This is a genomic window from Lactococcus ileimucosae (assembly GCF_943193185.1).
GTDB classification, from domain to species: domain Bacteria; phylum Bacillota; class Bacilli; order Lactobacillales; family Streptococcaceae; genus Lactococcus; species Lactococcus ileimucosae.
On the sequence record NZ_CALPDE010000007.1, the window covers coordinates 1 to 20,673 of the forward strand.

Genomic DNA, 20,673 nt, shown 5'->3' on the forward strand with positions numbered 1-20,673 from the left:
GGTGTTTCGTTCAAGCCTGTGTTAACGTCTTGACCTTTTGGTTCGTTCTTATCTGCATCTGTACGACCGTCTGTTACTACTACTTTAACAACCACATCGTCAGTTGAACCATCTGGATAGGTTACAACAGATGGAACTTCAAATGTACCTGCTGTTGTACCGTCTGGCAAAGTAACACCATCCTTAGGTTTAACTGTTGTTCCCTCTGGTGCTGTAGCTTCTTGACCATCCTTGGTATAAGTTACAGCGCCTTTAAGATCATCCTCAGTTGTTGGTTGACCTAATTCTTTATTGACTGTGCCGCCTGTTGCATCGTAAGTTTCTGCATAGTCTTTAGCTACATTAACAGTCGCATAAGTGTAATCTTTTGAACCATCTGGATAGGTTACAACTACTGGAGTAACATAAGTGCCTTTAGCTGGCAAAGCATCACCTTTAACTGTAACCGCACCAGTTGCTTCATCAACTGTAACTTTTGATGGGTCAAGCACGACTGCATCAGCTGGAAGTTTAGCTTTTTCTTTTTCCTCATCTGTTGTTGCAGTAGCGAATTTAGTACCTTCTGGTGCTGTAACTTCTGTACCATTAGGCTCTTTATCCATAAATTTAGGTGCTGCAACTTGAGCATCTTCACCAATAGCTCCTTCTACTGGTGTGTAAACTGGCACATAAGAATCTGCCACAGGAGTTGTTGCAAGCAATAAATCAAGTGCCAATGCATTATCCAAACTCTTTGTATTTGTACCTTGTTCGAAGACAGCTACTGTGAAGTTTGTTGGACCTGTAAGATCATTTGGAATTGTATAAGATGTTGAATCTGCTGGCGCAAATGTACCGTCAACTGTTGATACAATCGTTACTGGGTCACCAACAGCTACACCATCTCTGAACCACTGAACTTGATACTCACGTGATGGCAATAGTCCACCGATAGTCGCTTCAACCTTATCCCCTGCAAAGGCATTGTGATCACCACTTGCATCATAGTTCAAAGCATCAATCATTGGTTGTGGTGCCATGATAGCAAAGTTGATTGACTTAATGTTATAAGCTGGGTCAACCATTGTGAGGAATTTGTCAGCTGGATTTTGGAAAATGTTTGATGGGAAAGCATTGCTCCAAACATTGTAATTATCAATCAATGGTGTTACATACATATAATCTTGGTTGATATGACGATGTTTTTGACCAATTGTTCCGTTCCAAGCCATCAAGTTAGTGTGATTTACATCTGCATCACTTACCAACTTGCCATATTCTTCATCAGTGATTGTATGTGAGATGCTTGCACCACTGTTTTGTTTTGTGGCGCTGATACCGTAAAGCCCTCTAAATGGAATGTAGTACCAACCGTTTGCATCAACTGTTCCGACTACTGTCTCAGCGATATGTGAGCCAACACCGTTTGCTTCTTGGTAAGCTTTAATAATCTCAGCTTGAGCTTGACGCATGTCTTCTACTTGGTAGCCTTTATGCTCTTTCTTCCATGCATCCAACTGGCGTGTAACTTCGTCGTTCAAGTATGAAGCTACAATTTTTGTACCTGTTGCTTTGACATCATTACCGTCATTAATCCATTGGTTAGCTAAAGAACCAGCATAATCACCGTTTTCAAACCAAGCATAACCGCGAAGTGCACCATAAGCGCCTTGGTCAGCCCATTCACCGCTTGCATTAGGTGATTTTTCCCATTGGTCTTCTGGTTTCATCAACCATGTATCTTCTCCAACCTTATCTTGCAAGATAACTTGACCGTTAACGATACGGTTGACTCCAGCAGTGAAGTCCCATGATTCATTGTTACGGTTTGTACGTGTGTGGAAACCATAGATTCCATCACCTTGTTTAACAACATTGTACTTTGCAGGGTCAGGATTGTTGATCCAAGTTCTAATTGCGAACTTACCATCACCAGCCAACTGGAAGTTGTTGCCATTTTCTAATTCTGGATGATCCAAGTTGATGACAAATGTACCGTCAGCTTCAGTTGTTGTGTAGTAAATTTTAGAAACGTGTCCTTTACCGTTTACCCATTGTAAATACACTTTGACACCAGCCATTGGAACATCGCCGCTGCCAAAACCATTCATTGCTGTACCTGTTGTTTGTAGCCAAGCTTTACCAGCATAGCTCTTCTTAGCCCTTTGAACGCCTGGGCTATAGACAGCATTCTTTTCTAACTCCTCTTGTAAGCCTGCTGAAACTGGTGTGTTTGGATCACCTGGAGTGGCTTCAGTTGCAGCGCGAGCAACTCTTGCAGCTCTAAAAGCTGCTTTTGGAGTTGCAACAGGTGCTACGTCTTCCTTGTTGACTTCAGAAGTCTTATCTGCTTCTACTTCTGAAACATCTGCACTTCCAGTCACAGCAGCTTCATCATTTTCTTTTTCTACTGCCGCGTTAGTATCAGCAACTTCTTCATTAACAGGCTCAGCTTCTACTGCTGTAGTAGCTTCGTTGCTATTGCTTGCAGCAACTTCTGTCTCTGCAGAGCTTGCATTTTCTGACACTGCTCCTGCTTGAACTTGATTAGTTGTTGCAACAGTTGAATTTTCATCCGCACTAGCTTCTGGAGCTGAAACGCCTAATATAAACGTCCCTAAAAGTACCGACGCTACTCCAAAAGAATATTTACGAATTGAAAATCGCTGCTTATGCTTCGCTTTATAAAACATAAACTTTTCCTCCCTAAAATTGTAATTCTTTTTTCATAGACTAACAAAGTAGTCACATTATCATTTTCTCATTTTTTTCGTCATATGTAAAGTATATTTCCTCAATTATTTTAGTATTTAGGTAAATTTTTAGAATAAATACATAAAAAATAGAAAACTGTAACAACTTTTCTAAGGGAACGGAACTTCAGAGTGTTCTTCTGAAATACATGACTTAGTTCTCGCCCTTTCCAAAAAAGGATTCAAAATAAAAAAACGCGAACCACAACATTCTCATGCATCTGGTTAAGCGTTTTTTGCTTGTACACTTTGCTACATCACTCTTTCCAACTTTTAGTACTTATCTGATATAAGTTTTTCAAGCCACAGCCCAATAGCACAAAGGAGAGAAAGTAGGAGTAAGTCACTTAGTCAATGCAGTTTTAACACGCGCTCTGCACTTGCTCTTCTCTTACACAATTTGTTTACAAATTTATTAGGAATTATATCCTCTCTCCTATTTTTTATTGAATCACAGAAGGCATCAAGCAGCATCACATATAAAAAGCTCATTCTTATAAAATTCACTTCCACACCAACAAATGTTTAGTTTGATAGCACCCTAATCTGTAACTCACTTGGCGTAACCCTATCCATTTCAAGGATAGTAATTTCTAAATTCTTTATTCTCCGAACGCTTCCTACCTCTACTTCCTCTCTCTCTTCTAAGTAACTGTTACTTACATAGCCGCTAATCGTATTTACTGAAGGTAAGTCAGACAATTGAACATGAAAACGCTCTTCAATTTCAGATAAGGGGGTCTTCCCTTTCACATGGTACACATTTTCTTTCACCTCTACGATATTGTCTTCCTCATGATCCTGCTCATCCTGAATATCTCCTACAAGTTCTTCAAGGATATCTTCAATAGTCACTAAACCACTTGTCCCACCATATTCATCGGATAAAATAGCAAAGTGCTTGTGCTGAATTTGCATCTCTGAAAGCAGAACCTTGACCGGTATTGTATCGATAAAGACAATGGGTTCCTGTACAATCGTGTTGACACTCTGAGTAGGAGAAGATAAGTATTCTTTAATCAATGACTGAAGCGTAACATAGCCCAAGATATTATCTTTGGACTTCCGGATAACCGGAAAACGCGTGTGCCCTTTTTCAATCGCAAATTCCAAGGCTTCCTTTATCGATGTATCAGAAGATATAACTTCCATATCTAGACGTGAAACCATGATTTCTTTGGCTAATAAATCATCAAATTCAAAAACCTTGTTAAGGTATTCATATTCTTTTTCATTTATTTCACCCTTAACATAACTTTGGTTTGCAATCAAAAGCAATTCTTCTTCCGAATGCGTTTCTTCTCCCTCTGTTGCCAAACTAAGATTGAAAAGTTTTCCAACCGAACTTGCTGAAACATTCAGAAGCCAGACAAAAGGATAGGTCACCTTATAGAAATAATGCAGCGGTTTTACTACCGCTAAAACGACGGCCTCTGTTTTAGAAATACTGAGTGATTTTGGAATAAGCTCTCCAATAACAACATGGACAAAAGTAATTAGAAGAAAAGCTAAAACAATAGAGAAGCTCTCTGATATCGTTTTAGGAAAGGGCAGATATGCCATTACAGGAGAAAGCAAGGCATGCATCGTACTTTCCCCGACCCAACCGATAGCTAAAGAAGTCAAGGTAATTCCAAGTTGGCAAGCACTCAGATAAGAGTCCAAATGCTCAACAACAACTATAGCTAACTTAGCTTTCTTATTGCCTTCTGCTTCTAAGGTTTCTAGACGACTTTTTCGTATTTTGACCAAAGAAAACTCCGAAGCAACAAAAAAGGCTGTGAAGGCAATCATTAATATGATGATGATAATATTTATAGTCAATGTATCTCTCATTTCCTTTTTATATTTATGATAAATTATTTATCTTTCATTATAACAAATATTCGGTCGAATAAGAAACTACAGTTATATCTTCTATTCTATTGATATGTGGGAAAAGCAAAAAATCTGCTGGAAATAAAGCAGTTTATTCAAGTCTAAGGTGCTTGTAATTTCAAGGAGACACTAAATATTCTCCAAAAAAGTGATACATCACCGTGAATATTTCTTTGTAGAGTATATTGATTTATGTGTTCAAATGACTCATCAAATAATAAAACTTCTCCATCAATGATGAGTGTCGATACAAAAGCTAATTTTTGTTTGTTTCCTTAAGATAAATCTTTTATTAGATTATGCTCATATTGTAATAGTTCTACTTCTGATAATAGAGCCGTAATCTCCTCATATGTAACTTTAGTTTTAAATAACAATGATATATAAATCAAATATTCTTTAAGTTAAAAAAATTCATAGCCAATAAAATTTTCATTTCATTTATATAAACTATTTTATTGTTTCCCTTTACAATAAGCTTATTATTTATACTAATTCTATACACTTCTCCTAACATACTTCTAAATAATGTCGATTTTCCCACTCCATTTCTACCTGTTACAAAGAAAATACCAGACTTATTAATTTCAACTTCAGCTGATTTTAATTTCTATTTTTAAATTACTCATATCTCTCCTTATTTTATAAGTTTATTAGTTGTAAGATTCTACCTAAAATAATAAAAATAGAAATAATAATAAATCCGTAAGATAGCCATTTATATTTCAGATCTTTTGTTTTTTCATATGTCATTCTAAATTTTAATACTAAATGTATTGAATAAGTCAAAAGAAAAATTTCTAGTAAATAATTAAACATTTTCTAAGTCTCTCATTTTTTAAATCAATAGGTAATATTATAAGCATGGACTCAAAATTCATACACTACTTTACTCCACCTACTGTTGTACTATATCCAAAGGTACGGTTACTAACTTTTTATCCAATATTGGAAATATAAACCCTAATTTTCCTTCAATAACTCTTAGTAAAATAAATAACTGTAAGAAACAATCTTCGTAAAGTAAAAGTAATTGATATAGATTCCATAAACCATCCTTTTTTCATGAAAAACATATAGCTATTTTAACAATTTGATGCCTATTTGACTCCATCCACTGTGATTCTATCTGCAGAACAACCCGTTTGTTTACTTCTTCGCATTCTAACACAAATTCAATTCCTTTAATATTTTAATTTCGTGTATTTAAAGTGATTTTTTGCAAGATTGATAGCTAAGATTAAACCTCCTTTAAATTTTCTTATTTTTTACAAACAAAAGCGCCTCTTTATATGTGAAAGAGACGCCAAAGATTATCTAAAAAAGCAAAAAAAAAACATATTGAGTGAACTACCGAAACAAATGTCTCGGTAGACAGAGCTAGACTAAGCAATGCTACTCAACGTTTAAACGTTAACTCAAACACAGCGCCATCATCATAACACTCAATAAGTAATCTTATATATTATTTAATCCGAACCTTCTTAAACAAGTTCAATGATTGCCATAGGGGCAGCATCACCACGACGTGGTTCAACTTTCAAGATACGAGTGTAACCACCGTTACGGCCTTCGTAGCGTTTAGCAATATCGTCAAACAATTTTTGAAGTGCAGTTGGGAAAGTTTCAGTTTCTTCGTTGAAATCTTTAATAGCGATTTCGTTACGAACGTAAGCTGCTGCTTGACGACGCGCGTGCAAGTCACCACGTTTACCAAGAGTAATCATCTTTTCAACTGTTTTACGGATTTCTTTAGCACGAGCTTCAGTCGTAACGATTGTTTCGTTAATGATAAGATCAGTTGTCAAATCACGAAGCATAGCTTTACGTTGTGAAGATGTGCGTCCAAGTTTACGGTAACCCATTTTTTTCCTCCTGTATTATTTTCGTTTTTTGAGCTCCAAGCCCAAGTCAGTCAATTTAACTTTGACTTCTTCTACTGATTTGTGACCGAGGTTTTTGACTTTAATCATGTCAGCTTCACTCATTTCCACAATATCAGCTACGGTATTGATTCCAGCACGTTTCAAACCATTATAGGCACGAACTGAGAAGTCCATTTCTTCGATAATTTTATCGAGAACACGTTCTGTCTTAACTTCTTCTTTAGCTACGAGAGTTTCAGATTCTGAAGCTGCTTCTGACAAGTCAACAAACAGATTCAAGTGATCTGTCAAAATCTTCGCAGAGAGAGACAAAGCATCATCAGCAACGATTGTGCCGTTTGTAGTGATTTCCAAAGTCAACTTATCGTAAGATGCATCACCACCTACACGAGCTGGTTCTACTTGATAGTTAACTTTGCTAACTGGTGTGTAAATTGAGTCCACAGCAATTGTACCAATAGGTGCGCCTTCGACTTTGTTTTCGTCAGCAGGTACATATCCGTAACCCTTGTTTACTGTCATCACAGCACGCATAGAATGACCTTCTGCGATAGAGAAAAGATAATGGTCTTTATTGACAATTTCGATATCACTATCTGTCAAAATGTCACCTGCAGTTACTGTCATAGGTCCAGTAACGTCAAGCTCAATTTGTTTTTCATTTTCTACGTAAGATTTAATCGCAAGTCCTTTGATAGCAAGGATAATTTGCACCACATCTTCGCGGACACCAGGGATAGTTGCAAATTCGTGTTGAACACCTTCAATTTGAATTGAAGTCACAGCAGATCCAGGCAATGAAGACAAAAGAACGCGACGTAAAGAATTACCTAAAGTTGTACCATAACCACGTTCAAGCGGTTCTACTACAAACTTGCCGTAAAATTCTGTTTCGTCAAATTTAATAATTTTTGGTTTTTCAAACTCAATCATGTATAGTCTCCTCTAAAAGAAAAGTAAAGTGATTTTGCAACTCACTAGCGATTATACACGACGACGTTTTGGAGGACGTGCACCATTGTGAGGTACAGGAGTCACATCACTAATAGAAGTTACGTTAAGACCAGCAGCAGCGAGTGCACGGATTGCAGATTCACGACCTGAACCTGGACCTTTAACTGTAACAGATACTGTTTTCAACCCTTGTTCTTGAGCAGCTTTAGCAGCAGCTTCAGATGCCATTTGTGCAGCGAATGGTGTAGATTTTTTAGAACCTTTGAAACCAAGTGAACCTGCAGATGACCAAGCAAGAGCGTTACCATGAACGTCAGTAATCATAATGATAGTGTTGTTAAAAGTTGATTGAATGTGGGCGATACCAGTTTCAATATTCTTTTTCACACGACGTTTACGAGTAATTTTTGCCATTTTAACTCCTTTCTAGATTATTTTTTCTTACCAGCGATAGCTTTAGCAGGTCCCTTACGAGTACGTGCGTTGTTTTTTGTGTTTTGTCCACGTGTAGGGAGTCCACGACGGTGACGCATACCACGGTAGCTACCAATTTCCATCAAGCGTTTGATGTTGAGGTTTACTTCACGACGAAGATCTCCTTCGAGTTTCAAGCCGTCAAGTTCACGACGAATCGCATCTTCTTGATCAGATGTAAGATCTTTAGTACGTACATCTTCTGAGACACCTGCAGCAGCAAGCACTTTTTTAGCAGTTTGAACTCCAACACCGTAAACGTATGTCAATGAGATAACGATACGTTTTTCGTTTGGAATATCAACTCCAGCAAAACGAGCCATAATTTAATAGTTCCTTTCTATCCCTGACGTTGTTTATGTTTTGGATTTACAGGGCAAATTACCATAACACGACCGTTACGACGAATTACTTTACAGTATTCGCAGATTGGTTTAACTGATGGTCTTACTTTCATTGTGTCTTCCTTTCTATAGGTTACTGTGCTTTCGCACCCAATGAATGTCCAGGTTATTTAAAACGGTAGGTAATGCGTCCACGTGTCAAATCATATGGTGACATCTCCACTTGCACGCGGTCGCCAGGCAAGATACGGATATAATTCTTACGAATTTTTCCAGAAATCGTCGCCAAAACTTTATGACCATTTTCAAGTTCAACAGTGAACATCGCATTCGGCATAGTATCTACTACTTTACCTTCAATTTCGATAACATCATCTTTTGCCAAGCAAAAGTACCTCCTTAAAAATCCCCGAAAGATACAAGAGTATCTCAAAAGTCGGACTGATATATTATAGCATACCACATTACAAATGACAAGCCCCTTATTCGTTTTTTTCCTTTGTTTTTATAGCTCCTCTCATAACATTAACCGGTTGACATTCAATAAAATGCGTGTTATTATTGACCAGTAAATGAAGGGAGGAATAGTATGTCTATCAACTTAGAAAATCAAATCGATCATTTCTTGTCTCAGGTTATGCAGTTTGCCGAAAACAAGCACGAAATTCTTCTTGGAAAATGTCAGAGTGATGTCAAATTAACGTCAACTCAGGAGCATCTCCTCATGCTTCTCAGTGAGGCGCCAACCACCAATGCACGAATGGCTGAAACACTTTCAGTTTCTCCTGCTGCTATCACAAAAGCTCTCAAAAAGTTACAAGACATGGCACTCATTTTTCCCACGAAGAGCAAAACCGACGAACGGGTTGTTTTATGGAACTTGACGGAAAAGGCATTGCCTATTGCGCAAGAACATGCAGCTCATCATGCTGCAACCCTTGACAGTTATCATCAACTCACTCAAAAATATACAACTGATGAGCAAGAAGTCATTAAAGATTTCCTCAAGCAGCTGGCTGAAAAATTTAAGTAGTTTAGGAAGTAAGTAAAATTATGCCTTATATCGATGTTCAGAATGTAAGCTTTTATTATGACAACAATCCTGTATTAGAGGATGTGAGTTACTCGGTTAAAGCTGGAGAATTTGTCACCTTAACAGGAGAAAACGGTGCTGCTAAGTCAACGTTAATCAAGATTACTTTAGGAATTTTGAAGCCAAAGTCTGGTAAAGTGATTATTGCACGGCATGACAAGCAAAACAGGCGCCTAAGAATTGCCTATGTTCCTCAGCAGATTTCGAGTTTTAATGCTGGTTTCCCCTCAACAGTTCATGAGTTTGTTCGCTCTGGACGTTACCCACGCAAGGGTTGGTTTCGCAAGCTTAATGCCCACGACGAAGAACATGTGGAGGCTGCCCTTAAGGCTGTTGGGATGTGGAAATTCCGTCATAAAAAAATCGGCGAACTCTCTGGTGGGCAAAAACAGCGCATTATCATTGCACGTACCTTTGCTTCAGACCCCGATGTTTTTGTCCTCGATGAACCAACTGTTGGGATGGATGATGTAACTACAGATGCCTTTTATGAACTGATGGCCCACGCTGCGCACGAGCATGGAAAAAGTGTGCTTATGGTTACCCACGATCCTGACGCCGTCAAAAAATACATGGATCGCAACATTCATTTGGCCAGAGATAAGAACGGCAAGTTTGAATGTTTTGAAGTCCATGGCAATCCTAGCGCAAAAAGTGTAAAAGGAGGTGCATCTTAATGCTTGAAATCCTCTCTTATGACTTTATGCGTAATGCTTTTCTAGCCACAACAGCCATTGCCCTTTTCGCTCCCCTCCTTGGTGTGTTTTTGGTGCTTCGCCGTCAGTCCTTACTTTCTGACACACTTTCTCATGTTTCTCTCGCAGGTGTTGCTTTTGGTATATTATTGAGTTTAAATCCAACATGGACAACTTTAGTTGTGGTTATCATTGCTGCTATTTTTATGGAATTTCTTCGTACTGTTTATAAAAACTACCTTGAGTTAGCGACTGCTATTCTGATGTCTGCAGGTCTTGCTCTGGCTATGTTTATCATCAATGTTGCCGGAAGTAAGACCAGCATCAGTATTGACCAGTATCTTTTTGGGTCAATTGTCACCATCGCTACACCACAAGTGATTATGCTCTATATCATCGCGTTTATCGTATTGGCTGGCTTTATCTTTTTCTTGCGGCCACTTTATGTGATGACTTTCGATGAGGATACAGCCATGGTGGATGGACTTCCTGTGCGTGCCATGTCCGTAATCTTCAATGTCGTTACTGGTCTCGCTATTGCATTGATGATTCCTGCTTCTGGCGCACTGTTAGTATCTGCCATTATGGTCCTGCCAGCAAGTATCTCTATGCTTATTGGAAAATCCTTTAAAACTGTACTGCTTTGGTCCGTTATTATTGGTTTTATTGGGATGAACAGCGGTTTAGTCATTTCTTATTATTTTAATGCCCCTGCGAGTTCAGCCATTACCTTAATCTTTGTTTTCCTCTTCTTAGTCGTTTCTCTACTGAAACGTGTCTTAAAAAAATAAAGTTAAAATAAAAAATCACTCAACATAGCATTTGCCTAGATTGAGTGATTTTTTATTTTACAACTTTACTTAAACTTGTACGCCAAATGTATTTGGAGTTTTATTGACGAACGATGAGAGCAGGGCGAAGTGCACGTCCACTTGAAAAAGCCACATTATGGTATCCCCCAACTGAACCACGGGGATTAGGCGAACCTAGACCAGTTATTCCCCACTGACGTACTGTAGTATCTCCCCCAATACCACCACGCGTACGAAGCCACCAATTAAGGGTAATACCCTCTCCACGACTCTCTAGATTAGTAAAAGCACGCCCTGGACCTGATAAACGGACTATATCTGCTAAAGAAAGTGAAAAGGCACGGGGGTTACCACTTGTATCGACTCGACTCACGTCATTCGCAACTTCTGGGAAATCTTCTATATTGGTAGGTAACCAGCGTGTACCGTGTCCAGTCATCCATATAGCATCGCTATCTAGCATAACAGGCTCCGTTTCGGGGATAACTACAGGCTGAACCATAGCTCTAACTGTTGTATCAAGGGCATCATACCATTGATTGGTACGTGCTTCCTGATCAATCCAGGAAACGTGTGCAATACCTTCATTCCGAATAATCAAATGGTTCCCCCCACCTTGATTCTCCAAATAACGATACTGCTCCCCAGCCATAGTAAAGATAGTCCCCGGTACCATGATGCTAAAGTTGATTTGGTCGGGTTGGACATTATCATCTGGTCCCGGGTTCCCCCAGTTGTTATCGATAGAACCGTTCTGTACGGCTGTCAGGAAGTCTGACAAGTCATCATGATGTGTATAGTCTGGATCTGCAGCCAAGAAATCATTGATACGGTCAGGACTGATCAGTTGCCCGTCCACATGGATACCGTAATAATACTCACCCGGGATGTTGTCCGCCGCTGCGGTCATCTGAGCGGCATCCAAGAGGTAAGAAGTGGTCTCTCCTGCTTGGAGTTGATTCGCCCAGTAAGCCCAGCCTGTTTGGTGGTCGATCACCCAGAAGTTCCCGACTTTCAGGTTATTAGGCAGGGCTGCCCACTGGCTGATTGTCATTGGGGCACGTTCTTGTTGCAGGTTTTGAGCGGCATCATGAGTGACTTCTTCGCCCGGCCAAACTGGACCGCTGTTGTCAAAGCTGTCGCCAGAGGAGCAGTAGGCATCTGTACCGTCTCCGGGATGCGTGGCACCATCTGTGACACCGTCTGTGGCTGTACTTGTGACCCAGTCACGGGCATGTCCTGCAGAGGCGGTCATCAGGTCTGAATTGTCCCGGTTGAAGGTAGGCATGAACCACGGGGCATCTTGACCTGAGCGACTCCAACCAAAGGTCAGGTTGGCGTAGGTGTTGAAGGCAGCTGAGTCACCTACACGGGTGTTGAGGTTGGTCTCTGAGGGACGCATGACCGTCCAAGTGTTCACTTGGTCACGGATGGTACCGTTCACTATAGGGGTGAAGTCTGTATCTCCTGTGGCGCGTTTCTCCATGAACTCGGAGAGGCGGATACGGGCCATGAGGGGCACATTACCGTAGTTCTCCACGAAGACATCCTTGTTTTCGGTGTCTCGGTTGTAGTAGTCGTGGACACGGCCGCCGGGGATGTTTTCCCGGAGCCGGTCATTGATGGCCCGCTGGTTGAAGGCTTGGAAGGCGAAGGTGCCGCCTACCAAGAGCAATAAGAGGGACAGGAGCGCGAGGTTGCGCAGCCGCCGCTGGTTTTTCTTTTCTGGTGTCATAAACTCCTCCTTTGACGTAACCTGTACTTTTATATTTTCATTACATATACATTTCTAATGTTACGTTTACTTTCTGAGTCTATAGTATAAAAAAAAAAAAAGGTCAAATGAAATGAGTGTTTGATGAGAAAAGGGGGCTTGGTTTGGCTGGGGGCTTGCTTGGTTTTTTCTTCTGAATCAAGGAAAGCATGAGAAAAGAAGCCCCGACTGGAGCTTCTTTTCTTTATAGGATTAGCGGATTCACGGGTTTTATATCTCATCCAAGAACTGCTTGAATATCTTCTGTAACTTTTTCCATTGCCTGACCACCATCAATAGTTCTGACTAGGCCAAGTTCTGTATAATGCTTCAAGATAGGCGCGGATTCCTTGATATTTACCTCCAAACGGTTTTTAACCGTTTCTGGATTATCATCGGCACGCTGGTAAAGATCATGTCCACCACAAACGTCACAAGTTCCTTCAACCTTTGTCGGTTTAAACAGTTTGTGGTAAGTTGCACCACAGGTACGACAGATATAACGTCCGCTTAAGCGTTCGACCAAAATATCTGGATTGACTTCGATATTGATGACCGCATCAAGTTTAATGCCAAGCTCAACTAACATCTTGTCCAAAGCTTCCGCTTGGTCAAATGTACGTGGGTAACCATCAAGCAAGAAACCTGAGGCTTTGATGTCCTCTTGTGCTAAACGTTCTTTAACGATTCCGTTTGTTACTTCATCTGGAACTAGAGCTCCTTTGTCGATGTAAGATTTGGCAAGTTTGCCCATCTCTGTTTCGTTTTTCATCGCTGCACGGAACATGTCTCCAGTAGAGATGTGATTTACCCCGTAGTTTTTTACGATAAATTCTGCCTGTGTTCCTTTACCTGCACCTGGCAAGCCCATGATTAACAAGTTCATTTTCTTCTCCTGTTTTCTTATTACAAGTTTGCTAGAGGCACTAAAATCGCTTTTTCAGTCCTGAAAGCATCCTTTACACCTTAATATTTTATCGTATTTCTGGAGATAAATAAAGAAAAACCTTGCCTAAAGCAAGACTTTTCTTTATTTCATTTGTGATTTGCGCGTTTTTAGCCAAAGTACTACTGCAGCCAGAAGGCTGGTTCCCCCAAGAGCTAAGACAGGAAAGGCTATCTCCCCTAAGTCTGGAAGATTTTGTTCTTCCTTTGTCTCTACAGGACTTTCTTCCTGTGGTCCAGTTTTCTCTGTCTCAGAATCTTCTGGAATTTTTGTTTGAACAGCCTCAGAAATTTTTCCATCTGCATTTTTACTGACAGCCGAAATCATCTGTCCCGGCCTTACTTTTCCAGAAGGAATATCTGCCCTCCAAGTCCCATCAGCTTGGACGGTCGTTGTGGCAATGATATTCCCCTCAGGATCACGGATGAGAATAACTTCACCAGCAGCCCCTGTTCCTGTGACTACGTAGCCTTGGGAGGAATTTCCCGTCAGGTTATCAATAGTTGGTCGAGTCGGATCAACTTGTGGCAAGGAAGCCTGAGTGACAGTGCCAGAGAAGGAAAGCTCAACGCGTGAATTTCTGGTAAAATTTTCACTTTCCTCCCAGCGGAGCTTGTTATCTGCCAAAACTTGACTATAGCTGACAAAGGTTTGACTTGGACTCGCTTGGGTTCGTAAAGTCCCCTGCCCCTGAATCATGGACCATTTGCTCGCATCTACTGCTTTTTCATCAATGTTGAAGACATTCATCGGACTGTCCGTAAAAGTCAGAACAGCAGGATGGATAAGACTTTGATCCTCTGCCACAATACTTGTCAAGCCAGAGGCCAAACCAAGAAGGGGAGACAGAGCCCCTAGATTCGCAATCTGGTTATGGTTGAGCGTCAAAGTGTTCAGTCCTGAGAGATGTCCCAGATGCGAAACATCCGTAATATCATTCTGATTCAGAGTCAAGTGTTTGACCGAGTTGAAGTTAGGATGGTCGAAAATCTCCATAGCCTTGGCAATGCCAGCTGTTGCATTAATCGTCAAGTCTGTCATATTGGGCAAATGCATCAGAGTGGAAAAGTCTGTCACTGTCGCGTTAGTCAGTGTTAATTCTTGGAGGTTAGGGAGAGTGGCAAGACCTACATAATGTGCACCACCCCCAAGAACATTCGGTCCGTCCAGAAGCGCCACGCCGTCCAACGTCAAGTGCCTAGGATATTTATTGCCTGCTGCCTCAAGCCCTAACAAGGCCAGCTCCGCAGCAGAGGTATAATCGGTCACTGCAACCGGCGCTATTGGTGCAGGGCGATTCCGCCCTTCTGTTAATGCAGCTGCAATAGCTTCCTGAACCTTTAGGTCAGAAAAAATTTGGTTGATAGGAATATCAAACTCATTTGGAGTAACTGTTTGGATAACTTGACCCGAAAATTGACCGGATGCGACATTCTCAATATTTTGTGCCGTCCAGTTGGCAATCTGGTTTTCACCGATATAATCCCACAGGAGCTGATCAGCAATATGACTCCCTTCTGCTATCTGGTCCAAGACTAAGCTCGTCCGGTCATGAATCTCCTGTAGGTTATAAATACTAAAAGGGGTCGTTTCACGATGTCTGACATCCGCAAGATAAATGCGCTGATCTAAGGCTGAAAGAGTAAGTCCACTGATATTCCCCCCTCGAAAATGATAGAAGGCTCTTAAGTCATTGAGACGATTTTGATCAAGAAGAATCGTTCCCAAGTCTTGCAAACTGCCTGTAGGAACATTGGCAAAGAAAGTAAGGCTTCCTGTGTCCAAGTCGTTATCAGTTAAATCAAGTGTGACAAGATGACGCAGGAGTTTCAAGCCGTTAAGCCTGCTGATGTTTCGGCTTGAGGCATCCAAAGTTTCGATACTGTCTGCCTCACTTTGCGTCAATACATGTGCAACATCAAGGCCAAGCGTATCAGCTACTGCCTGAGCTAAACCAGCATCAGGAAAAAGCATATTGATAGGTCCTAGTTCGGGGTTGGGCTCACCTACTTCTCCCAAAGTTGGATAAACGGCTAAACCTGAGAAGACCCCTGAGCCTAAACCGGAGGGCATCGTCCACTCCAAGGTGTTGTCTCCGAGCGTTTGCCAAAGTACACGCAAGGGTGGCGTATCAAATACGATGCTACCGGCTCCCTGAACGATGTTTAATTGTTCAGATCCACTTGGTGCCACGTTGTTTTTGTTATAAATTCCGACTGTTTCATTGGGGGCTTGTCCGCGATTCGTTTCTACCTTACGCCAAGTCTGCCCAGTTGCTGAAAGGTCTACTAGACCGCTTAAAGTTTGGAGAGGTGCTAGACTGCGCAACATGTTGTTATTGATTTCAAGTGTCTTCAAGTTTGCAAGGGAGGTTAAGGGCGCAAGAGCATAGGGTGCAGTTGCCCCAATCTGGGGATCGGAAATAAGATTATTTGACAGATAAAGTGAGGCTAAGCTGCTTAAACCTGAAAGTTCTGCGAGTCCTGATTCCGTAATCATGTTGTTTCTCAAATAGAGTGTTGTAAGGTTTGACTTGGCAGACAGATTTCCTGCTTGTAACCCTGCATCATCAATTTTATTACGCCCCACAGAAAGGTAGGTCAGACTATTCATATCAGCAATGGGAGCCAAGCTTGAGATACCTGCATTCGCCAGTGTTAAACGCGTGAGTGCTGTAAAATGAGAGAGCGCAGCATTGACTGTCCCCCCTGCACCAAGTCCCGTATTTTCACTCAAGGTCAAGTCTGTTAAAACATCGCTAGGGAGATTTTGCAAGGGCGATAAGTCTACGATGCGGTTACTTGTCAGATTAAGGCTTCTCAACTCTTTGAGGGCCCCAATCGCTTCGATATTGACAATACGGTTGGTTACCAATGAAAGATTGCGTAACTGTGTCAACTTGGCTAGTGAAGTAATATCCGTAATTCGAGCACTTCCTAGATTTAAGCTCGTCAAACTAGAAGTTGCCAAGGCCTCAAGCGGGGCCAAACTGTTAGTGTCAGAAAGATTACCATTTGTAATCCCGAGGGTCGTCATCCGCGTGAGAAACTGTATCCCTTCCAGACTGTTAATTCCCTCAATCGGTGCACCAGCTGCAGGTTGCAAAGTAGTTATATTGTTCAAGTCAGCTTGAGTAACAAAGTCTGTAGGAGCTTTTTGCAAACGATTGGCAACAGCTGCTGCCAATCTAGCATCAGGGAAAATCGCATTAATCTGCTGACTCCCAAGTAATATATCTTTAGGGGCAATAGACTTTTGTTCTGCTTTTTGACTCAAAGCCTCATGAGAAAGAGGGAGTGTTTGCGCGAAAACTGGAGCCATATGTCCTGCAAATTGAGAGGTTAAAAGACTGACAATACCTAGGGAAATTGCCATCCGTTTGTTCTTTTTTTGTTTTTCTCTTTCTTTATCACTCATATTTCTCTCCTTTTTCTCATCAAAAACTCATTGTAGTTTTATTATATCATAAGGAAGTCAAAATAAAAAAATATACCAAGGCAAAATGAAAACCTTAGTATATTTTTGAGCTGTATGCATAGACAGCTTTGGTCACAATGTTAGACATTCACTAGCCCTCAATCGGATTATCCATAAATCCTTTATAGTTTTTCTTATAAAGGTAGCCCTCGAGCTGTTTAACTGCTTGAATCGCAACCTGAATCAAGATTAAGAGAGAGGTTCCTCCCAAGGCAACAATCTTTGGTAAGCCCCATATGTTTTGAGCTACGATCGGCAAAATCGAGATAAAGCCAAGGAAAAGGGCACCAACTGTGGCTAAGCGCATCAGCAAACTTGAAACATATTTTTCAGTTCCCTTACCTGGTCGAACAGATGGAATATATGACCCTTGTTTTTGCAGGTTTTCTGCCATCTTCTCCGGATTAACTTGTACAAATGAATAGAAGAAGGTAAAGAGAACAATCAGTAAACCATAAAACAGCATCCCTGTCCATGTGTTATAAGAAAGAGCAGATTGTAAGCTATTAAGCCAACCCACATTGTTCCCCTGAGCACGCTGCAAGAACTGCAAAATTGTTGCAGGAGCTGTTGTAATTGATCCTGCAAAGATAACTGGGATAACACCAGCTGGGTTGACACGAAGTGGCAAGTAAGAACTTGTTGGCGCACCCTGTGTCAACTTTGTATATTGAATAGGTACTTTACGTTCAGCTTGTTGTACAAAGGTTGTAAAGTAAATAATCAATGCAGACACAATGACCAGAATAGCCACCATAATCCATGATGTTGGAATTTGGCCTGGACGTACGTTTACAAACCATTCTGTGTAAACTTCATGCACGGCGCTTGGAATACCTGAAACAATCCCTGCAAAGATAATAACTGAGATACCTGAGCCAAATCCTTTTTCATTGATTTGTTCACCCATCCAAGTAACAACCATTGACCCCGTTGTCAAGATAACGCCGATCATCAGATAAGTTTGCCAGTTTGGATTTTGTACGATATTTGCTGAACTCATAGCTTGGAAACCTGCAGTGATACCGATGGACTGCGCCATAGCTAAAACTAGAGTAATATAGCGTGTCGCTTGATTAAGCTTACGGCGCCCAATTTCACCCTGTTTTGACCACTCTACAAACTTCGGCAAAATATCCATTTGCAAGAGCTGGACAATGATTGAAGCTGTGATATATGGTGATACCCCCATGGCAAACAACGAGTAGTTTTGCATGGCATTACCTGAAACCAAGTTCATCATGTTCAAGAACGGTAAGTCACTTAGGGCATTCAAGTTTTCAACGTTGATTCCCGGCACTGTAATATGTGCACCTAGTCGAAAGACAAAAAGAATAAAGATGGTAAAGATGATTCGCGCTCTCACATCTTTGATCTTGAAGGCTTCCTTTAGAGTTTTGAAAAACATAATTTCCCTCTAAACTTTCTTAAATATTAATCCTATAAAATAAGCGGTTGATTCTCAACCGCCAATTGAATTATTTTGCTTCAAGAGTTTCTACAGAACCACCAGCAGCTTCAATAGCAGCTTTTGCAGCAGCAGAAGCTTTCGCAACGTTAACCTTAAGGTTTTTAACTGTCAATTCGCCGTTAGCAAGAACTTTGATACCAGATTTAACATCTTTGATGATTTTAGCAGCTACAAGTGTTTCAGCTGTAACTTCTGCTCCGTCGCCAAGACGGTTCAAAGTATCGAGGTTTACGATTGCGTACTCTTTACGGTTTACGTTAGTGAAACCGCGTTTTGGAAGACGACGGAACAGTTCTGTTTGTCCACCTTCAAAACCAGGACGTACGCCACCACCTGAACGTGATTTTTGACCTTTTTGTCCACGACCAGATGTTTTACCGTTACCAGATGAAGTACCACGACCTACACGGTTGCGTACTTTACGGCTGCCTTCTGCAGCTTTCATTTCATGAAGTTTCATGTTTTCTCCTTATTTTGTACAATGCTGACGCCTTGCTCCACTCTAAGGAAGGATGAAGTTTGACTCGCCTGTACTTTTCTAATTTTTGGCTTCTAAACCTTTTCTATTTTACTAAATTTGCTCTGAAAATGCAAATTTTTCAAAAAAGAGGGCATTATTGGCCTAAAAAGCGTGAAAGCACGCATGTTATTTCTATAATTATTTCGCAGGAACAACAATTTTACCTGAAACAATGTCTGCTTTTGCTGATTCAACCGCCTTCCATACTTCATCAGAAGCGTTGTCTCGGGCAAGTGTTACACCACCATTGGATAAGTCATATTTGAGTTTTTCCCCACCCGGAAACTCACCTTTTGCTGTTCTGCTCGCGATATCCTTCACTGCATTTCCGACTTCTTTCACTGTAGAAACAAGGACAAAGTTTGAGGCTTTCCCGTCTTTAGAGGTGTAGTCCCCCAAGTATTCTTGGTCTTGGTCAACACCAATAACCCACACTTTCTCTGCTTCATTTTTTGTTTCATTCAGATTTTTGGCCTCAGTAAACAGTCCAGCACCTACACTACCGGCTGCTTGATAAATAACATCCGCCCCACTCGCATACATTGCTGAAGCTATTGTTTTTCCTTTACCTGCATCTGTAAAAGATTGTGCATACTGTACATCCACTTTGATATCTGGATTTACAGACTTAGCCCCTGCTGTAAATCCACTTTCAAAGGCTGCAAGAACGTCTGATTTAATACCGCCGATAAAACCTACATGATTTGTTTTGCTTGTCTTAGCTGCCGCAACACCTGCCAGATAAGCAGATTGCTGATCCGCAAAAGTGGCAGAAACAACATTGTCTTTACCTTCGATTACCGAATCAATAACAGCAAATTTTGTATCCGGATTGTTTTGTGCAGCTTGAGACGTTGCCTCTTGCAAAACAAAACCAATACTGAAAATTAAATCATAACCGCCTGAAACAGCCGAATTAAAGTTTGATGTAAATTCAGCTGGGGAATTGGACTGGAAATAGTTAATTCCCTTTCCTTTTGAAAGCCCATTATCTTTCCCCCAAGCTTGTAACCCTTCCCAAGCCGACTGGTTAAACGAACGGTCATCTACACCATCATTTCCTAAAACTAAAGCTGCTTTAAGACCAGCTTCTCCTTGCATTTTTTCTGCACGTCGTCCTCCACATCCTGCAAGTACGATTACTGCTGCAAAGACTACTGCTGCAAGTGTAAAAATACGTTTGTTCATTTTTTCTTCCTTTCATATTCCATGATACGCCAAATGATTAACTCGACCATTACTCAACAAAAAAGAGAGCTTTACAGAACAGGGAACTTAGCCCTGAAAGGCCTAATCTATTTGGCTGTTCATACCTCGGTACCCTACGACCATTGAGAATAATTATAACCTAAAATCCACTGTATATTTTTACTTTTTTATTTTTCCAGCTTGAAAATATTTACAATTTTTCACAAAAAAAGTCCAGATAATCTGAACTTTTTACTTATTATTTAACTTCTTCAATTGTTACCAAGTGTGAAATTGAATTTGCCATGCCGCGGAGTGCTGCATTGTCTTCTTTCACAACTGATGAACCAAGTTTACCAAGGCCAAGTGCAACAACAGTTTTACGTTGTGCAGGGATACGGCCGATTGGTGATTTTACCAATGTAATTTTGATTTGAGCCATGATATCCT

Annotated in this window: 18 protein-coding genes and 1 pseudogene; 3 read left to right on the forward strand and 16 right to left on the reverse strand. The window is 40.8% G+C overall.

The features are described 5' to 3' along the window. The 9 genes and pseudogenes from NFR51_RS04475 to infA form a co-directional block, all read right to left on the reverse strand. The coding region (locus NFR51_RS04475; protein ID WP_251712540.1) for a Rib/alpha-like domain-containing protein at positions 1 to 2,672 on the reverse strand (2,672 nt) is incomplete at its 3' end. A gap of 585 nt (positions 2,673 to 3,257) precedes the next feature. Continuing rightward, positions 3,258 to 4,556, reverse strand: a complete 1,299-nt coding sequence (locus NFR51_RS04480; RefSeq protein ID WP_251712597.1) for a hemolysin family protein — start codon at positions 4,554 to 4,556, stop codon at positions 3,258 to 3,260. A gap of 442 nt (positions 4,557 to 4,998) precedes the next feature. Continuing rightward, a pseudogene (locus tag NFR51_RS10835) lies at positions 4,999 to 5,205 on the reverse strand (ATP-binding cassette domain-containing protein); the annotation flags it as partial. A gap of 889 nt (positions 5,206 to 6,094) precedes the next feature. Beyond that, entirely contained in the window at positions 6,095 to 6,475 is a 381-nt protein-coding gene (rplQ, locus tag NFR51_RS04485; protein WP_003133776.1) for a 50S ribosomal protein L17, read from the reverse strand. Positions 6,476 to 6,490: 15 nt separating this feature from the next. Then, positions 6,491 to 7,429: a DNA-directed RNA polymerase subunit alpha gene (locus NFR51_RS04490; RefSeq protein WP_202231320.1), complete on the reverse strand. Its 939-nt coding sequence runs from the start codon at positions 7,427 to 7,429 to the stop codon at positions 6,491 to 6,493. A gap of 51 nt (positions 7,430 to 7,480) precedes the next feature. After that, complete coding sequence (rpsK, locus tag NFR51_RS04495; RefSeq protein WP_003133774.1) at positions 7,481 to 7,864, reverse strand: 30S ribosomal protein S11; 384 nt, start codon at positions 7,862 to 7,864, stop codon at positions 7,481 to 7,483. 17 nt (positions 7,865 to 7,881) lie between these two features. Next, positions 7,882 to 8,247 (reverse strand): 30S ribosomal protein S13, encoded by a 366-nt coding sequence (gene rpsM / locus NFR51_RS04500; protein ID WP_251712541.1) that lies wholly within the window; start codon positions 8,245 to 8,247, stop codon positions 7,882 to 7,884. A 17-nt stretch (positions 8,248 to 8,264) separates the two neighbouring features. Then, a complete protein-coding gene (gene rpmJ / locus NFR51_RS04505; RefSeq protein ID WP_014024193.1) occupies positions 8,265 to 8,381 on the reverse strand; it encodes a 50S ribosomal protein L36 in 117 nt (38 codons plus the stop codon). Positions 8,382 to 8,434: 53 nt separating this feature from the next. Next, positions 8,435 to 8,653 (reverse strand): translation initiation factor IF-1, encoded by a 219-nt coding sequence (gene infA, locus NFR51_RS04510; RefSeq protein ID WP_003133772.1) that lies wholly within the window; start codon positions 8,651 to 8,653, stop codon positions 8,435 to 8,437. A gap of 204 nt (positions 8,654 to 8,857) precedes the next feature. On the opposite strand from infA, the gene NFR51_RS04515 reads away from it, so the two are divergent. Genes NFR51_RS04515 through NFR51_RS04525 form a run of 3 tightly spaced genes read left to right on the forward strand, consistent with a single transcriptional unit; the run spans position 8,858 to position 10,847 of the window. Further along, positions 8,858 to 9,301, forward strand: a complete 444-nt coding sequence (locus NFR51_RS04515) for a zinc-dependent MarR family transcriptional regulator (protein WP_251712542.1) — start codon at positions 8,858 to 8,860, stop codon at positions 9,299 to 9,301. A 20-nt stretch (positions 9,302 to 9,321) separates the two neighbouring features. Continuing rightward, entirely contained in the window at positions 9,322 to 10,038 is a 717-nt protein-coding gene (locus NFR51_RS04520; RefSeq protein ID WP_251712543.1) for a metal ABC transporter ATP-binding protein, read from the forward strand. After that, positions 10,038 to 10,847, forward strand: a complete 810-nt coding sequence (locus tag NFR51_RS04525) for a metal ABC transporter permease (RefSeq protein ID WP_251712544.1) — start codon at positions 10,038 to 10,040, stop codon at positions 10,845 to 10,847. The genes NFR51_RS04520 and NFR51_RS04525 overlap by 1 nt, the downstream gene beginning before the upstream one ends. A gap of 100 nt (positions 10,848 to 10,947) precedes the next feature. On the opposite strand, the gene NFR51_RS04530 is transcribed toward NFR51_RS04525, so the two are convergent. The 7 genes from NFR51_RS04530 to rpmD form a co-directional block, all read right to left on the reverse strand. Further along, complete coding sequence (locus tag NFR51_RS04530) at positions 10,948 to 12,603, reverse strand: hypothetical protein (protein ID WP_251712545.1); 1,656 nt, start codon at positions 12,601 to 12,603, stop codon at positions 10,948 to 10,950. Between the two features lie 256 nt (positions 12,604 to 12,859). Continuing rightward, positions 12,860 to 13,507 carry an adenylate kinase gene (locus tag NFR51_RS04535; protein WP_251712546.1) on the reverse strand — a complete coding sequence of 216 codons (648 nt, stop codon included), beginning with the start codon at positions 13,505 to 13,507 and terminating at the stop codon, positions 12,860 to 12,862. 144 nt (positions 13,508 to 13,651) lie between these two features. Then, positions 13,652 to 16,984: an internalin N-terminal domain-containing protein gene (locus tag NFR51_RS04540; RefSeq protein ID WP_251712547.1), complete on the reverse strand. Its 3,333-nt coding sequence runs from the start codon at positions 16,982 to 16,984 to the stop codon at positions 13,652 to 13,654. Between the two features lie 151 nt (positions 16,985 to 17,135). Next, complete coding sequence (gene secY, locus NFR51_RS04545) at positions 17,136 to 18,452, reverse strand: preprotein translocase subunit SecY (RefSeq protein ID WP_251712548.1); 1,317 nt, start codon at positions 18,450 to 18,452, stop codon at positions 17,136 to 17,138. Positions 18,453 to 18,522: 70 nt separating this feature from the next. After that, on the reverse strand, positions 18,523 to 18,975 hold the full coding sequence (rplO, locus tag NFR51_RS04550; protein WP_202231541.1) for a 50S ribosomal protein L15: 453 nt from the start codon (positions 18,973 to 18,975) through the stop codon (positions 18,523 to 18,525). Positions 18,976 to 19,173: 198 nt separating this feature from the next. Further along, a complete protein-coding gene (locus NFR51_RS04555) occupies positions 19,174 to 20,223 on the reverse strand; it encodes a BMP family lipoprotein (protein WP_251712549.1) in 1,050 nt (349 codons plus the stop codon). A 259-nt stretch (positions 20,224 to 20,482) separates the two neighbouring features. Beyond that, positions 20,483 to 20,665 (reverse strand): 50S ribosomal protein L30, encoded by a 183-nt coding sequence (rpmD, locus tag NFR51_RS04560; RefSeq protein WP_003134512.1) that lies wholly within the window; start codon positions 20,663 to 20,665, stop codon positions 20,483 to 20,485. Positions 20,666 to 20,673 lie beyond the last annotated feature (8 nt).

Excerpts from the sequence above, each read along its gene's own strand:
- rplQ (WP_003133776.1), bottom strand. The coding sequence starts at position 6,475 with ATGGGTTACCGTAAACTTGGACGCACATCTTCACAACGTAAAGCTATG.
- NFR51_RS04490 (WP_202231320.1), bottom strand. The coding sequence starts at position 7,429 with ATGATTGAGTTTGAAAAACCAAAAATTATTAAATTTGACGAAACAGAA.
- rpsK (WP_003133774.1), bottom strand. The coding sequence starts at position 7,864 with ATGGCAAAAATTACTCGTAAACGTCGTGTGAAAAAGAATATTGAAACT.
- rpsM (WP_251712541.1), bottom strand. The coding sequence starts at position 8,247 with ATGGCTCGTTTTGCTGGAGTTGATATTCCAAACGAAAAACGTATCGTT.
- rpmJ (WP_014024193.1), bottom strand. The coding sequence starts at position 8,381 with ATGAAAGTAAGACCATCAGTTAAACCAATCTGCGAATACTGTAAAGTA.
- NFR51_RS04515 (WP_251712542.1), top strand. The coding sequence starts at position 8,858 with ATGTCTATCAACTTAGAAAATCAAATCGATCATTTCTTGTCTCAGGTT.
- NFR51_RS04520 (WP_251712543.1), top strand. The coding sequence starts at position 9,322 with ATGCCTTATATCGATGTTCAGAATGTAAGCTTTTATTATGACAACAAT.
- NFR51_RS04525 (WP_251712544.1), top strand. The coding sequence starts at position 10,038 with ATGCTTGAAATCCTCTCTTATGACTTTATGCGTAATGCTTTTCTAGCC.
- NFR51_RS04530 (WP_251712545.1), bottom strand. The coding sequence starts at position 12,603 with ATGACACCAGAAAAGAAAAACCAGCGGCGGCTGCGCAACCTCGCGCTC.
- NFR51_RS04535 (WP_251712546.1), bottom strand. The coding sequence starts at position 13,507 with ATGAACTTGTTAATCATGGGCTTGCCAGGTGCAGGTAAAGGAACACAG.
- NFR51_RS04540 (WP_251712547.1), bottom strand. The coding sequence starts at position 16,984 with ATGAGTGATAAAGAAAGAGAAAAACAAAAAAAGAACAAACGGATGGCA.
- secY (WP_251712548.1), bottom strand. The coding sequence starts at position 18,452 with ATGTTTTTCAAAACTCTAAAGGAAGCCTTCAAGATCAAAGATGTGAGA.
- rplO (WP_202231541.1), bottom strand. The coding sequence starts at position 18,975 with ATGAAACTTCATGAAATGAAAGCTGCAGAAGGCAGCCGTAAAGTACGC.
- NFR51_RS04555 (WP_251712549.1), bottom strand. The coding sequence starts at position 20,223 with ATGAACAAACGTATTTTTACACTTGCAGCAGTAGTCTTTGCAGCAGTA.
- rpmD (WP_003134512.1), bottom strand. The coding sequence starts at position 20,665 with ATGGCTCAAATCAAAATTACATTGGTAAAATCACCAATCGGCCGTATC.